General features: G+C 40.2%; 13 protein-coding genes. 4 read left to right on the plus strand and 9 right to left on the minus strand.

Going from position 1 to position 15,730, the window contains the following annotated elements; all coding sequences use genetic code 11:
- Positions 1–2 precede the first annotated feature (2 nt).
- The 7 genes from glmM to QYZ87_10150 all read right to left on the minus strand — a co-directional run bounded on the left by glmM (position 3) and on the right by QYZ87_10150 (position 9,237).
- Positions 3–1,388 (minus strand): phosphoglucosamine mutase, encoded by a 1,386-nt coding sequence (glmM, locus tag QYZ87_10120; GenBank protein MDN4754865.1) that lies wholly within the window; start codon positions 1,386–1,388, stop codon positions 3–5.
- Positions 1,389–1,399: 11 nt separating this feature from the next.
- Positions 1,400–1,990 (minus strand): DUF4827 family protein, encoded by a 591-nt coding sequence (locus QYZ87_10125; protein ID MDN4754866.1) that lies wholly within the window; start codon positions 1,988–1,990, stop codon positions 1,400–1,402.
- A gap of 16 nt (positions 1,991–2,006) precedes the next feature.
- Positions 2,007–3,404 carry an asparagine--tRNA ligase gene (gene asnS, locus QYZ87_10130; protein ID MDN4754867.1) on the minus strand — a complete coding sequence of 466 codons (1,398 nt, stop codon included), beginning with the start codon at positions 3,402–3,404 and terminating at the stop codon, positions 2,007–2,009.
- A gap of 34 nt (positions 3,405–3,438) precedes the next feature.
- The gene (locus tag QYZ87_10135; protein ID MDN4754868.1) at positions 3,439–5,016 is read right to left on the minus strand and encodes a pseudouridine synthase; all 1,578 of its coding nucleotides are present in this window, start codon (positions 5,014–5,016) and stop codon (positions 3,439–3,441) included.
- A gap of 120 nt (positions 5,017–5,136) precedes the next feature.
- Entirely contained in the window at positions 5,137–6,486 is a 1,350-nt protein-coding gene (gene purB, locus QYZ87_10140) for an adenylosuccinate lyase (GenBank protein MDN4754869.1), read from the minus strand.
- Positions 6,487–6,506: 20 nt separating this feature from the next.
- Positions 6,507–7,685: a PatB family C-S lyase gene (locus QYZ87_10145; protein ID MDN4754870.1), complete on the minus strand. Its 1,179-nt coding sequence runs from the start codon at positions 7,683–7,685 to the stop codon at positions 6,507–6,509.
- 262 nt (positions 7,686–7,947) lie between these two features.
- Positions 7,948–9,237, minus strand: coding sequence for a hypothetical protein (locus QYZ87_10150; GenBank protein ID MDN4754871.1), 1,290 nt, complete (start codon positions 9,235–9,237; stop codon positions 7,948–7,950).
- A gap of 588 nt (positions 9,238–9,825) precedes the next feature.
- On the opposite strand from QYZ87_10150, the gene QYZ87_10155 reads away from it, so the two are divergent.
- Positions 9,826–11,202, plus strand: coding sequence for an aldehyde dehydrogenase (locus QYZ87_10155; GenBank protein MDN4754872.1), 1,377 nt, complete (start codon positions 9,826–9,828; stop codon positions 11,200–11,202).
- Positions 11,203–11,250: 48 nt separating this feature from the next.
- Here QYZ87_10155 and ribD read toward each other — a convergent pair whose 3' ends face one another.
- A complete protein-coding gene (gene ribD / locus QYZ87_10160) occupies positions 11,251–12,246 on the minus strand; it encodes a bifunctional diaminohydroxyphosphoribosylaminopyrimidine deaminase/5-amino-6-(5-phosphoribosylamino)uracil reductase RibD (GenBank protein MDN4754873.1) in 996 nt (331 codons plus the stop codon).
- 23 nt (positions 12,247–12,269) lie between these two features.
- Between ribD and QYZ87_10165 the strand changes: the two genes are divergently transcribed.
- Genes QYZ87_10165 through QYZ87_10175 form a run of 3 tightly spaced genes read left to right on the plus strand, consistent with a single transcriptional unit; the run spans position 12,270 to position 14,317 of the window.
- Positions 12,270–13,127 (plus strand): HemK/PrmC family methyltransferase, encoded by an 858-nt coding sequence (locus QYZ87_10165; protein ID MDN4754874.1) that lies wholly within the window; start codon positions 12,270–12,272, stop codon positions 13,125–13,127.
- Entirely contained in the window at positions 13,120–13,638 is a 519-nt protein-coding gene (locus QYZ87_10170) for a regulatory protein RecX (GenBank protein ID MDN4754875.1), read from the plus strand. Before QYZ87_10165 ends, QYZ87_10170 begins: the two co-directional genes overlap by 8 nt.
- Positions 13,619–14,317, plus strand: a complete 699-nt coding sequence (locus tag QYZ87_10175) for a phosphoribosyltransferase family protein (protein MDN4754876.1) — start codon at positions 13,619–13,621, stop codon at positions 14,315–14,317. The genes QYZ87_10170 and QYZ87_10175 overlap by 20 nt, the downstream gene beginning before the upstream one ends.
- On the opposite strand, the gene QYZ87_10180 is transcribed toward QYZ87_10175, so the two are convergent.
- Entirely contained in the window at positions 14,300–15,646 is a 1,347-nt protein-coding gene (locus QYZ87_10180) for an MATE family efflux transporter (GenBank protein MDN4754877.1), read from the minus strand. The genes QYZ87_10175 and QYZ87_10180 overlap by 18 nt on opposite strands.
- Between the last annotated feature and the right edge of the window lie 84 nt (positions 15,647–15,730).

The raw sequence follows: 15,730 nt of genomic DNA on the forward strand, positions 1-15,730 counted from the left end.
CTTTATCTATTATTAAGAATGTTTATAATCTCGTCTGCAATAGCATCTGCATCATCCTGTGTTTCGCCCTCTGCATAAATCCGAATAATAGGTTCAGTATTGCTTTTTCGTAAGTGAACCCATCTATCAGGGAAGTCAAGTTTGACCCCATCAATAGTGCTTATATCAGCTTTGTTTTTGTATAAGGACTCCACTTGCTTTAGAAGTGCATCAACATCTATATCTGGAGTGAGCTCAGCTTTCTTCTTAACCATATAATACTTAGGGAGGTTAGAAAGCATCTGAGTAGGGGTTTGCCCTAACTTTGCCATGTGGGATAAGAAAAGTGCTATACCGACTAAAGCGTCACGACCATAGTGGGCTTTAGGGTAAATCACTCCTCCGTTACCTTCACCTCCGATGAGCGCATCAACGTCTTTCATCTGTGTTGTGACATTCACTTCTCCAACAGCAGCAGCTGTATATGCACCTCCATAACGCTGGGTGACATCTCTTAGTGCTCTAGTAGAGCTGAGATTGGATACAGTGTTACCACCCTTATGAATAGAAAGGAGATAGTCTGAGACTGCTACAAGTGTGTATTCTTCTCCAAAGGGAGAACCATCTTCACAATATATCGCTAGCCTATCGACGTCAGGATCGACAGAAAAGCCAATGCTGGCTTTTTCTTTCTTTACTAGATCCGACAGATCAGTTAGGTTTTGTGGTAGTGGTTCAGGATTATGAGCAAAAAGCCCAGTAGGTTCACAATTAACTTTATGGATTTGTTGAACACCAAGAGCTTCTAATAGCTGCGGAATAATAATCCCACCGACAGAGTTGACACAATCTATAGCTACAGAGAGGTTTGCCGCCTTTATGGCCTTTACATCAACTTCTGGCAACGCCAAAACGTCATCAATATGACGCTGTGTGTATGACTTCTGAATAACTTTTCCTAATTGATCAACCTCGCAAAAATTGAATTCTTGTTTCTGGGCTAATTCAATTACTTTATTACCTTCATCAGCATTAAGGAATTCACCAAAATGATTTAGCAGTTTCAGTGCATTCCATTGCTTGGGATTATGACTGGCTGTAATAATAATGCCACCATCAGCTTTTTCATGCACGACAGCTATTTCTGTCGTTGGTGTCGTCGCAAGATCTATGTCAATAACATCAAATCCGAGTCCTAGAAGAGTACCCGTAACTAAATGTTTTACCATTTCACCAGATAATCTGGCATCTCTTCCCACGACTATTTTACCGCTTTTAACTGGACTATTCTCCTTAATGAACATGCCGTAAGCCGCGGTGAACTGGGCAATGTTAATAGGATTCAGACCGTCATTCAAAGTCCCACCTATTGTCCCTCTTATTCCTGAGATAGATGTGATCAAGCTCATAATATATACAATTAAGGTTTTTTGTTAAAAGTCATATTATCAAAGAAGATTGCGATGCCATCATTGGTCGCAAATGTTGGTCCGTTTCTAAATGAAACAATCATCCTGACCTTACCACCTATGCCAGCGTATTCAATAGCATCCATCATCGCACTGCACAAATAGTTGCTATAGTTCTGCTCTAATATAGGCGCTTGTGGATCTTGTATTGGTTTATCAGCCCCTTTGAAATAAATAAAGGGTAGGGGGTATGGATTGTTGTTTGTATTATCAGCAGAGTTAAAATTCAGTTTAACTCGATCGCCCAGTGCAATTGCCGAAAATCGAGTTAGTATGTTTACTTTATTCTCTGTAATGATCTCTCCTTTTTTTAAAATATTGAGGTACAGACCATCTTTGATTTTTACAAATTCGTTGGGTGCTAAGGCTCTACTTGGCATATTTTTAAGGACTACAAATCCCTGCTTGTCCATAAATGCAGTGATCTCTTTATTCTCCCTCTTGATCATATCAGTATATGAGATGCGTTTCTTTTGGCATCCCATGATACTGATGATGGTGAGGATAGAAATAGCTACCCATGTGATATTAATTTTTCTCATGACTCAATCTTAATAATTAGAAGTTGGCATTATTAGGAGTACGTGGGAATGGGATGACGTCTCTGATGTTACTCATACCTGTAACAAATAATAAGAGTCTCTCAAAGCCTAGTCCGAATCCCGAGTGTGGAGCGGTACCAAATCTTCGTGTATCCATATACCAACTCATATCTTCAACTGGGACTCCCATTTCTGTACTTCTACGAACCAACTTATCATAGTCTTCTTCCCTTTGAGAGCCTCCAATAATCTCACCAATTTTAGGGAATAAAACATCCATTGCACGAACAGTCTTACCATCATCATTCTGCTTCATGTAGAAGGCCTTGATTTCTGCAGGGTAATCAGTAAGTATTACAGGTGTCTTGAAATGATTTTCCACCAAATAACGCTCATGTTCGGACGCCAAGTCCACTCCCCAATAGACAGGATATTCAAATTCGTGTCCGTTCTTAACAGCTTCTTCTAGGATCTTAATACCCTCAGTATAGGTCAGTCTAATAAAGTCTTTTGCGATGACGTGCTCTAGACGTTCGATTAAGCCTTTGTCTATCATGTTATTCAGGAACTCTAAGTCATCTCTACAGTTGTCAAGAGCCCACTTAATAAGGTACTTTATGAACTCCTCTGCTAAATCCATATTTTCCTTTATTTCGTAGAAAGCCATTTCTGGTTCGATCATCCAGAATTCTGCTAAGTGACGAGGTGTGTTAGAGTTTTCGGCTCTAAAAGTAGGACCAAATGTGTAGATTGAGCCCAGTGCCATTGCGGCTAGCTCTCCCTCAAGCTGTCCAGAAACGGTTAGGTTGGTTTTACGTCCAAAGAAGTCCTCAGAGTAATCAATGCTACCATCTTCTTTCCTTGGAGGATTATCCATATCCAGTGTGGTTACTTCAAACATTTCACCAGCACCTTCAGCATCCGATGCTGTAATTAATGGAGTATGGAAATAGTAGAATCCTCTCTCATGAAAGAAATGATGAATAGCATATGCCATATTATGACGAATACGGAATACTGCACCAAAGGTATTGGTCCTAGGGCGTAGATGTGCTATCTCACGAAGAAATTCCATACTATGTCCTTTCTTCTGAAGCGGATAGGTATTAGGGTCTGCTTCTCCGTATAGCTCTATTTCTTTACCTATAATCTCGACAGACTGTCCTTTCCCCTGTGACTCCACGAGAGTCCCAGTAATGCTGACACATGCGCCTGTAGTGATCTTTTTTAGAAGGTCATCATCAAAATTTTCATTCTCAATGACCACCTGGATGTTATGAATACATGATCCATCATTGATTGCAATAAAGCTAAGTGCTTTACTACCTCTTTTTGTTCTGACCCACCCCTTAATATTGACTTCTATTTCTGTCTGTTTTGAGATCAATAGATCTACAATTTTAGTCCTTTTCATATTTTGTAAAATTTCATTATTGCCAAAAAAATGGTTATTCAAAAGCACCCATTTTCAAGTTATCTACTTCTTCTTGGGTCAGGTATCTCCACTTTCCACGGCCCAGATTCTTTTTGGTTAGCCCTGCAAAATATACTCTATCAAGTTTGGTGACATGATAACCAAGATGCTCAAATATACGTCTTACTATTCGATTTCTACCAGAGTGGATTTCGATACCTACTTGTGTATGGTCATCCTCTACTGCATAGCTGATGGCATCCGCATGCATCTCCCCGTCTTCAAGTTCAATCCCATTAGCAATGGCTTGCATATCTTCGACAGAGACCTCCTTATCCAGCCATACATGGTAAATCTTCTTTTTCTTAAATGACGGGTGTACAAGTTTGCTGGCAAGCTCTCCATCATTAGTAAGTAGCAATACGCCTGTGGTATTCCTATCTAGACGACCTACTGGATAGATCCGCTCTTTACAAGCCTTTCTAACCAAATTAATAACTGTCAAGCGTTCTTGAGGATCATCTGTCGTGGTCACACAGTTTCTAGGCTTATTTAGGAGCACATAGACTTTATTTTCTGGCTTTATTTCTCTACCATTAATTTCTACACGATCATCAATCGTTATTTTTACTCCCATTTCAGTTACCGGTACACCATTAACGAGGACAGCTCCCGCTTTGATAAGTTCATCTGCCTCTCGACGAGAGCACACTCCAGAATTGGACAGAAACTTATTAAGTCTTATTTTCTCGTCTGCTTCAAATGGTTCCACATCATATATAGGAGCAGTACGTACTCTCTGTTGGTCACCCTTATTGTATGATGGTCTATTGTTTGGTCTTCTATTGTCGTCCCTATTACTATTTTTCTGATAGCCTCTAGACTGTTGAGGGTTACCGCCTCTACCACCTCTACCTTGAGATCCTGAGCGATCAGACTCCCAGTCTCTATTATATGGTTGGTTTCTCCTCCTATTCTGCTGATAGAGGCCTCTATTAGAGTTACTGTTCCTATCAAAGGTAGATTCCTCCCCATTCAGCTGATGAGGTCTTCTGCTTGGCTGATAATCATCTCGGCTTTGGAATTCTCTCCTATCGGATTGGTAGCCACCTCTACCAACAGGGTATCCACCTCGGTCTGAATTATTACGAGGTCTTCTCTCTTGATAGTCCGCTCTATTATCCTTATGATTATTATTGCCAAATTCATCTTGGCCCCTTTCAGGATTATTGACGTAACGACTCCTATTCGTTTCCCTTACCTGATTATACTTTTCTTTGTAGAAATTATGCTCTTCTTTGTTCCTACCATAGTCGTTATTAAATCCAGCATCACCTGGTCGGTCAAATGAAGCGTATTCATTTCTAGATAGCTTTTGGTAGTTATTACTACCATTACGGTAGTTAGACTCTTGATTATTGTTCATTTCACTAATGCGACGTCTGCGACGAGGATGTCCTTCATGACTCGCAACTTTACCGCCCTGATTTTCATCATGGCGGTTATCGCCGTTGGAAAAATCTCTGGCCTCACGGCTCGCATTATTTCCATATCCATCACGTCTACCACTCTTCTCGAGTGCATCATCTGATGGGTCTTTTTTCCATTCCATAAAACTAATTATTACTACTAAGTATAAATCTTATATTTTTTCCCTTTTGTTATTATCGTAAGATATTTTGTTATCAACAAACTTACTAAAAAGATAACAAAGAAGGGTTCGTTTATTAGCTTAATATACACCCGTGTAGTTACGTGGCGTAATTGCTTTCATTTCTTCTTTAATTTCTTGAGGCACATCGAGTTCGTCTATGAATAAATTAACCTTTTCTCGGGTTAACTTTTCATTCTTTCGAGTTAGACCTTTCAGTGCTTCGTATGGTTTAGGATAGCCCTCTCTCCGAAGAATGGTTTGCAGTGCTTCTGCAATTACAGGCAAGGCATCATCTAAATCAGATAAAATAGCCTCTTCATTCAGCAGTAGTTTGTTTATCCCTTTATTTAAACTATTAAATGCAATAACAGTGTATGAGATAGGCAAACCTATATTACGCATCACGGTACTATCTGTAAGATCACGCTGGAGCCTTGAGATAGGTAACTTATGTGCAAGATGATCACATAGTGCTATAGCCAGTCCTAAATTGCCTTCTGCATTTTCAAAGTCAATAGGATTGACTTTATGTGGCATGGCAGAAGAACCTACCTCTCCCTCTTTTATCTTCTGCTTGAAATATTCACTAGAGATATAGCTCCAGATGTCTCTGCTGAAGTCTATCAGTATAACTGAAATGCGTTTAATTGCATCTAATGTCGCCGCTAGATTATCATAATTGGAGATTTGAGTCGTATATTCCTCAAGCTCCATGCCTAAGTGTTCTTCAGCAAAGTTATGTGCAAATTCACGCCAATCAATTTCGGGGAAAGCGATGTGATGTGCGTTCATATTGCCCGTAGCTCCACCAAATTTTACACTTTGGGGGATTGCATCAAACTGCTCTAATTGTTGACGAAGTCTATATGAAAAGACTTTCATCTCTTTGCCTAAAGTGGTAGGAGATGCTGGCTGTCCATGGGTACGGGCCAACATCGGGATCTCTTTCCACTCGTTTGCTCTATCTTCAATCAATTCAATAATCTTCACAAGAAGCGGACGCCAGACATCTTGAAGACCATCGCGAAGCATCATTGGTTGTGAAGTGTTATTGATATCCTGAGAGGTTAACCCAAAGTGAACGTACTCAAGAACGGTTTCATATTTCTCGTGATTAAGTTTTTCCTTAATAAAGTACTCTACAGCTTTTACATCATGATTAGTTACTGACTCAATTTCTTTGATGCGTTCGGCATCGCTGGCAGAGAATTCTTCGTATAATGCTCTTAATTCATTTTTATTTGCTTCTTCATTGAGTACTGACAATCGGTCGGGTAATACCTCAGTTAGGGCTATAATATACTCAATCTCGACCATGACTCTGTACTTCATAAGTGCAAATTCCGAGAAGTATTGCCCCAATGAATCTACTTGTTTTCTATATCGACCATCAATAGGAGTGATGGCTGTTAGGCTACTTAGTTGCATTGCTTTTTTTATTATCTTTATTAAAGTTCATTTACCGCTTTCTCAAGCCTTTTCATGGCTTCTTTGATGACAGATCTGCTCTCTCCTACATTTAGACGCATATATTGCTCACCACCTGTGCCAAACGTAATGCCTCTATCTAGATATAGACCAGCCTTTTGGATGAAAAATTGATTAAGGTCATCAGGGTCATCAAAGCCTAATTCCTTACAATCCAAGAAGATGAGGAATGAAGCTTCAGGCATTATCATCTTAATCTTTGGGATATGCTTCTCGAGATAGTCCTTAACATAGAGTATGTTCTCTTTTACATACTCAAGACATTCTTCAAGCCATTCTCCGCATTCGCTATATGCTGCTATGATGGCATCAAAAGTGTAGCATGCTGCATGTCCTAATCCGTTAATGAACATATAGTCAAAAACTTTTGTTCTCAGTTCTTCATCGGCTATATATAGGTGCGAACCAATAACGCCAGGCATATTGAAGGCTTTAGAGGGTGCCATAAATGTAATGGTACGCTCTTTCGCTGTTTCTGAAATAGAGGGGAATGGATGATGTTGATATTCAGGGAAGGTGAGATCAGCATGGATCTCATCACTCACGATGTAAGCATTGTGTTTTTTTGCGAGTTCTGCAATACGCTTTAACTCCTCGACACTCCACACTCGTCCTCCAGGGTTATGAGGATGGCTGATGATCAACATCTTAGCTTCTGAGAGAGCTGCATCTAATCGGTCCCAATCTATCTCCATTCGATGGTCTTTGATAATCAATGGGGCTTCGATTAATTTACGGCGACTTCCATTCGTAACATTAAAGAATGGATAGTACACAGGGGGCATAATGACAATGCCATCCCCTTCGCTAGTCAGGCATTGAATTACCTTGAAAATCCCAGATACTACACCAGGAGTATAGACTAGTTCTTCAGCATTGGGCGTAAACCCATATTTTTTCTGAAACCATTTTTGGAGGGTTTCATAATATTCCTGAGGTGCCACAGTATAACCTAGGACGGGGTGTTCCAACCGTTTTTTTATTGCTTCACCAATACACGACGGAGTGGCAAAGTCCATATCTGCTATCCATAGAGGCAATATAGTATCGTAATCACTATGATGTGTACCATATCCATCGTATTTGGTACTATTTGTACCACATCTATCGATTACTTGATCGAAATCAAATTTATTCATATCGTAATAAATTGTATTAGCCAAGGCTAATATTATTATTTCAAATTGTTATTGCCAAATTTACCAAGAATATCACAATAAACATTCTTTGTGACGCTCTTAGTTGATGAACCTTTTTCGTATATAATTAGCTTTCCATGCAAATATGAGACCTGAATGGTACGGTTTTCTATGAATTGTTTATTCTCATTTGTAAAAAAGAATGGCGTGCCTATAATATTTGGCACGCCATTCTTTTTGATAATCATTTTTTAGTGGGGCTTTACGATTTAGGAATAGTTATTCTAACTGTATAGATAGCATTCTTTATCTCAGTTTCATTCGCATTTGCAAGCCTGACCTTTATGTCAAGGAAATCACCTAATTCTTTTACTTCCTCTACAACAAATTTTGGCTCTATTAAGTAGATATCTTTGTACCGTTTTTGAGCGGAATCAGGCTCTAGTACCTTTTGTTTATTTTGAGAATGAGTATATCCCCAAACTAACTCAATTTCCTCATGACCATATTTTACTGAGAATTGGAGATATTGGCTCCACTTTTCAGCATACCGATTTAATATATTCAAGTCTGCTCGTGAGCCTCGATAAAATTTGTAGAAGCTTTCAGCAAAGCCACTACCCGCTCCGATGGTAAGCTCTTTAGCCAGTTCATCTAGTGATTTAAATCCATCCAATGTGTATGCTATGGTCGCCATTTCTCCATCGAGGTTGTGTGGTAGTACCGCAACTGTCATACTAAGAGAATTTCCAACTTTCGAACAAGATTTTGGAATTAAATCGTATCGGTTTTCGTCATAGTCGAAGAGCTCTGCTACAAAGAGGCTTGGAAATTCATTAACTCCTTGCATGTAGAGGTTGATTTTTTTCTTCGGTTTAATTCTTGCCAGTAAGTACTTTTCACGAGAAAAATTAAGATTTAAATCCTTTTCAAAGTTTTGTGTTGCAAATTTTGCTTTAAAGGTGATTATACCACTATCATATTTGAAATTGGATAGTTGCAATAAATCTAGATCCTCATCTGTAAGTGTGTAAATATTTGTCCCACTAACATCTGTAGCACGAAAAGAAACATACTTAGCAAGGCTTTTGACACTAAATGAGGCATCCATCCCATTTATAAATAATGGATCTAGGTTTAATGTCATTACCTCATAAATGTCCTCAGGGCTAATCCATTGAGCATATAAGCGTCTAGCAATATCGAAATCTGAAGGTCGTTTACTATCGCCTTCATTCGGCTTGTCGTTGTCGTCCTCCTTAGGATTCTCGTTATCGCCTTCATTCGGCTTGTCGTTGTCGTCCTCCTTGGGCTTCTCGTTATCGCCTTCATTTGGTTTGTCGTTGTCATCCTCCTTAGGCTTCTCGTCATCGCCTTCATTCGGCTTGTCGTTGTCGTCCTCCTTGGGATTTTCTTTGTCGCCTTCTTTAGGCTTGTTTGAATCGTCTCGATTCTCGGTGTTATTAGGATTACTTGGGGTTTGATGTCCTGAGTGGCAAGCTGTAACGGCTATAATAGCGATACAGAAAATAATATAAACGATCTTTTTCATCAGAATAAATAAAAACTATAATTTTACTAATACCGTAAGCAAGATTTTTACGTCATATTGTCCACATCTGTAGGACAATTCGACCTATACTTGATACGTAGCTTAAATATAGAAAATACTTCTCTACATTTCAGCCTGCAAAGTTACACACGAAAAACTGATTATATACTATTGAACTTGCTCAAAAAAGGATAAAAGTGATTACCTTGATGTTAAATAACGTGTAGAAGATTAAAGGGGCTAATCCTCCTACTGGAAGCATAATTATTTCCTATGAGAAGAATACTTTTATCCTATAAGAAAAATATCTCCTTTATATGACTAAAAATTTATATCTCCTTTGCTATGTCTTCTTCTGAAAAAAGTTGACATAGTTGAGGGTGATATGTTATCAAGGTACTAATAGGTGTTGGGAGGTCTCTGCGATTAGAATAGATAGACATAAGAGAGATATAGTGCAAATTTCTTTGATGTATCAGCCTAAAAGTATCATTATGATGAACTGGGAAGATTGTATATATTTGTAATGACTACAATGTGGGACCTATTAGAACGTAGTAGGTTAATAACATCTTAGAAATTATCGGTATGGAAGATACTCTGCAACATATAATACTTAATCATATAGAAAGTCAAAGGTCTTTTTTTGCAACACAGCAGACGAAAGATATTAGCTTTCGCTTACAGCAATTACGCAAACTCAAAACGTCTGTTCTGAAAAGTAAAAGCAAGATAGAGGACGCCCTTTGGTTGGATTTGCATAAATCGCCCGAAGAGACCTATCTTACAGAGGTTAGCCTCATCATAAGTGAGTTAGACAATCATATCAAGCATCTAAAGAAATGGGCAAAGCCACAAAAGGTACACACTCCCAGCTATATGCAACCATCGTCTAGCAAAATCATTTATGAACCGCTAGGTGTCGCTCTCATTGTCGCACCTTGGAATTATCCTTTCCAGTTACTTTTTAGTTCACTTATAGGAGCTATCTCATCAGGTTGTTGTTGCGTTTTGAAGCCCTCTCCGTATAGCTCTAATACTGCAAAGGTAATGGAGGATATCATTAATGAGACTTTTGATCCGAGCTACATCACGATCGTTCAGGGAGGCCGTGAGGTAAATACCTTTTTGTTTCAGCAACGGTTTGATATAATCTTTTTTACCGGAAGTCCTTCTTTGGGAAAGGTAGTCATGAGAGCAGCTGCTGAACACCTGACACCGGTTGTGTTGGAATTAGGCGGTAAAAGTCCATGTATCGTAGATAAGGATGCCAATTTAGATATTTCGGCAAGGCGTATCACGTGGGGTAAGCTAATGAATGCGGGACAAACTTGCGTAGCACCCGATTACTTGCTAGTGCACCGTTCTGTCAAAGATGAATTGCTGATGAAGATTACCCAGTGCTTTACTGACATGTATGGGAATGATCCACGTAATAGCCGTTTTTATCCTAGAATTGTGAACGAAAAGGCTATGAATCGATTGGTGCCGTTGCTCCAGCAGGGTGATATATATACTGGTGGAGAGGTGGATGTCAAAGAGAGGTATATTGCACCAACCATAATAGATAATGTGCACCCAGAGTACGATATTATGCAGCAGGAGATCTTTGGACCGATATTACCGGTGATGACGTTTGAGGATATTGATGAAGCCATCACGTACGTCAATGCTCATGAGAAACCGCTTGCTTTTTATTACTTTGGAGAGAATAAAGAGGCGAAGAGGGTTCTCTTAGAGACTTCATCAGGTGGTGCTTGCATCAATGATACGATCATGCACATCACTAATCATAAGCTGCCATTTGGTGGAGTAGGGAATAGTGGAATGGGCAAGTATCATGGTCATGATAGTTTCTTGGCTTTTAGCAACAGGAGGTCTGTGGTGTCTACACCGACATGGATAGATGTTCCTTTGAAGTATGTACCATTCAAGCACTTTAGCCTCATTAAGAAGATTCTTTGATAATCTGAGGGTAGGGTGATTATTCAATATATACTTGTATAAGATGGCTTAGTGCTGGTAGTACTTAAGGAGTTGTTCTTGAAATTGCTCCTCATGAATTAATCTGGCATCCTCAGGTATTAAGGGTGCTGAGACTCCGTACTGAAGCTTGGTAGGGGCGATCTCTCTGCGGATTAAATCCCAGAGTCCTGCTTGTAAGAACGCTCGATGTATCGTGGCTCCGCCCTCAACCAAAAGGGTGTGAATACCATCACGGTATAGACCTTGAATGAGACTAATCAAGTCTGTATTACTCTTCATGATAATCCAATTGGGGTTCTCTAAGTATAGGCTGGGTATGGGCGTATTGACACCACTAAGAATGATAGGATGTGGGGATGGTAATCCAGGCCATAGTCTGTTGTTAAGAGAGGGTTGGTCCAAAAGGGCTGTGCGGCTGCCTATGAGGATGGCTGAGCAGTCTCCACGCAATCGATGGGTCAGGAGTTGAGAAAAAGGTGATGATAGTCGTGCGGGCGATTCAGACCGGCTAGTCCTATTATGGTCTATAAACCCATCTATGCTCTCGGCCCATTTAAGTATAATGTAGGGACGATGCTCTAGCTGGTTAGTCATAAAGACTTTAGCCACGTTACGGCATTCTTCCTCGAGCATACCGACTTCTACCTCTATACCAGCCTCACGGAGTATCTGGCAACCTTTCCCAGCCACCTTAGGGAATGGGTCGAGTGTTCCGATGACTACTTTAGAGAGCTTAAGTTTGGCTAACATCATGGCACATGAAGGAGTCAGCCCTTGATGAGCACAGGGCTCTAGAGTCACATACATGGTGCTGTGAGGGATCAGCTTTTTATCTTCAGGTCGAACACTATTGATGCAATGGACCTCTGCGTGAGCTTCTCCTCTTACTTGGTGATACCCCTCTCCGATGATTCGACGGTTGTGCACTAAGACCGCTCCTACCTTAGGATTACCCCGTGTAAGTGAGTGGTGTGCCAGGCTTGCGAGGTATATTGCTCGCTTCATGTATATATTATCCTCCATAATTTCTGTTATCTTTGTAGAGTATGAGCGAATTTCAAGTATATAAACAATCTATTTCTGAACGGCTTGCATCCTACTATACAGATGTTGAAGCTGAGCAGATGGCACGGCTCTTACTCCAAGAAGCGTATGGCATTCCGTATCCTCGATTGGTCTTCTCTGACTGCAAAGTTAGTGAAAAGTATGCAATCGTAGAGGCATGGGTGAAGCGACTGGAGGCACTAGAGCCACTTCAGTATGTGGTAGGACATACTTATTTTCATGGGATGGAGCTGTTGGTAAGAAAGGGCGTACTTATCCCCAGAGGGGAGACAGAGCAACTCTGTCAGATACTTAGGGATCGCGGGTATGTGAGTGAAGATGCCATAACCGCTGATTTATGCACAGGTAGTGCAGCGATAGCTCTATATTTAGCGACTCATGGATGTGTGGTGGAAGCGGTAGATATAAGTCCATTAGCCTTAGAGGTCGCAGGGGAGAATATTGAGAGGTTGGGCATGAAGCGTTTGGTAAATCTTAGAGCTGGTGATTTACTTTCGGAGCAATTTGAGCCTTTCTATCCTGCATATGATTTGGTTGTTAGTAATCCTCCTTATGTATTAGATAGTGAGCGAAGTGAGATAAAGCCTCATGTGCTTCAGATGGAGCCCGAGTTAGCTCTTTTTGTTCCTGATGACGATGGACTAAGATTCTATAGGGCCATCTTGGGACTCTATGGAAGTCGTTTGAAGGTTGGAGGTGTATTTGCGTTTGAGATTAATCCGCTGGTGGTTGATGAGCTTATAGAGTTATATTCAAGTGCTGGATACGATGTGAGTATCTCAGAGGATTATCTTGGACGAAAAAGATTTTTATTTGCTAAGAAAGTACGTAATGACTAAGGATGAGTTGGATAAGCTCTTGGTAAGGGCTAGTAACTATACTGCTAGATATGAGAAGTCCTCCAAGGAAGTTTCTGAAAAGCTTTATAAGTGGAGTGAAGGAGCTATCTCTCAGGATGAGCAGGAGTGGGTTATTGAGGAATTAAAAAAAGATAAATTTATTGATGAAGTTCGTTTTACCGAGCGGTTCATTAGAGATAAAATGGTTTCATATCGTAAAGGGCCTATTATGATTAGGCGAGAGCTCTTCATGAAGGGAATCCCTCAAAATCTAATTGAGGATGAGCTTTCAAAAATCGATGATGAAGAATGGGTGAATAACTTGAGGGACTATCTTATGGCTAGATTTGACAAACAGAGAAAAAAGGCGAAGAATAAGTACGACCTTAAAATGCGTTTGGGACAACTCGCTTATACTAGAGGATACCTAAGGGAGCATTCTGACCCTGTGATAGAGGAGATGATAAAGGATGTCGAGGGGCTGAATGACGATGAGTATTGGTATGATTAATGATCTTATTTCATTCTTTTTCCCGTCCTATTGCATCCATTGTGCTGAACGGCTACCTGCTGATCGAAAGCTTATATGCGAAGAATGCTTTGACCTTCTACCTAAGTATCGTGGACATGAGGCTTATTATGCTCCAGAGGAGCGAATTAATGGACTGATACCTTTTACCGAGTTACAATCTGACTTGATCTTTACAAGAACCAATACCACTAGGAAGATTATCCATAAGATAAAGTATCACAATACCCCAGATGTGGCATATCACTTATCTAGGTCATTTGCCCTTGAACATAAGAGATCTGGCCACTTTTCAGATGTTTCAGCGATCGTTCCAGTACCATTAGCACCCTATCGGATGAAAAAAAGAGGGTACAATCAATCTGAATTTATAGCGAAGGGATTAGCTGAGGTCTATGGACTTCCTATAGAAAAAGATTTCCTTAAGCGGGAGAATTCGAAGACTGGAACCCAAACTTCACGCGGAAAAGAGGAGCGATGGCGTGAGATATATGGTGCCTTTTATGTTTCTGAGGATCAAGATCTGAAGGGTAGGAGGATTTTAGTCGTTGATGATGTCTTGACAACTGGTGCTACTATAGTAAATGCTGGTAGAGCTTTATTAGGAGCTGGAGCTGAGGCTGTCTCCTTTTATACACTTGCATTAGATATTCTGCTCTAGTTTCTTAAGTACTCTCCGGTATCGATAGATGAGTAACGCTGCAAGTACGGAAAAGCCAACTGGGAAAGCACACCAAATACCTAAGACACCCCAATCAAAAACAAATCCAAATAGATAGGCGACTGAGATGGTAAGGACTATATAGCAAAAAGCAGCGGCCCATGCAGTGAACTTGACGTCTTGTAAACCTCGAAGTACATTAGAAAATAATATCTGCATCATATCGAAAAGTTGGTATGTTACCAATGGGAAAATGAGAATTGAAACAATCTCGATGACCGACTTATCTGTTGTGAAGATTTTACCAACCTCTTCTCTGAAAATAAGAAGTGTGATGACGAGTAAAATCACCATTATGAGCTGTAATATGAAGCCTGACCGGACAATCTTGCGGATTTCATCAGTTCGACGGGACTCAAAGAAGTAACCAACACGAATCATAACAGCAGCAGACATTCCATAAAACATCATGAAGCCAAGGGTGCCAGCTGTATTTACTATTTGGTGGGCAGCTAGCTCAGTACTGCCAATCCACCCGACTAGTATCACAGCAATACTAAAGGATCCAGCCTCGAATCCCATTTGGATAGCCGAGGGCGTACCTATTTGGGTTATTTTCTTCATCAGACTTCTGCTAACCTCACTTAATATAGCAGAATTATGCTCAAAAATTTTATCGAATCTTTGTGTGAAATGAACTTGCTGAATAACGATTATGAGAGTAAGTATCCTAGAGATTAGTGTGGCTATTCCCGCTCCTATAAGTCCTAGTTCTGGGAAACCCAGTTTCCCGAAAATCAGAAGATAATTCAGGAGAATATTTACCGCATTGGAGATGATAATGGCTGACATACTAACTTTCGTTTGTCCAACGCCATCTACAAACTGCTTGTACCCACTAAAAAGAATAATGGGTACGATGCTGATGAGCTGGAGGATATAGTATGGCTTGATATAGGGTAGGAGTTCTAATGGCTGTCTAAACCACTGAATCTTTATCAGAAAAAAAGTCATTACCCCTGTTAATAGTAACCCAAACAGGGTATTTGCCAGAGTACCACTCTTTAGTAACGTCTTGAGTCTTCCATCACCCTTTGCATAGGATGCAGCTACTAGAGGGGTAAGCCCATAAGTATATCCCATGGCTATCACAAAGGCAATATTGATAAAACCATTGACGAAAGATGCTGCGGCGAGTTCATGGGTGCCGTAGTGCCCAATCATGATGTTATCAATAAATCCTACTAGAATCACACCAAGCTGACCTATCATGATAGGAATCCCTAGTTTGAGGATCGCTCTAGTATGCTCATTAATTCGCAAAGTCATTATCAATCAAGAAATAAATAGGCTTAAAAAAACCATCCTAGGCTTTGGATAAAGCCGGGGATGGTCTCTTTACTGTTATTACAA

The organism is Porphyromonadaceae bacterium W3.11 (genome assembly GCA_030434245.1).
Taxonomy (GTDB): Bacteria; Bacteroidota; Bacteroidia; order Bacteroidales; family Porphyromonadaceae; genus Porphyromonas_A.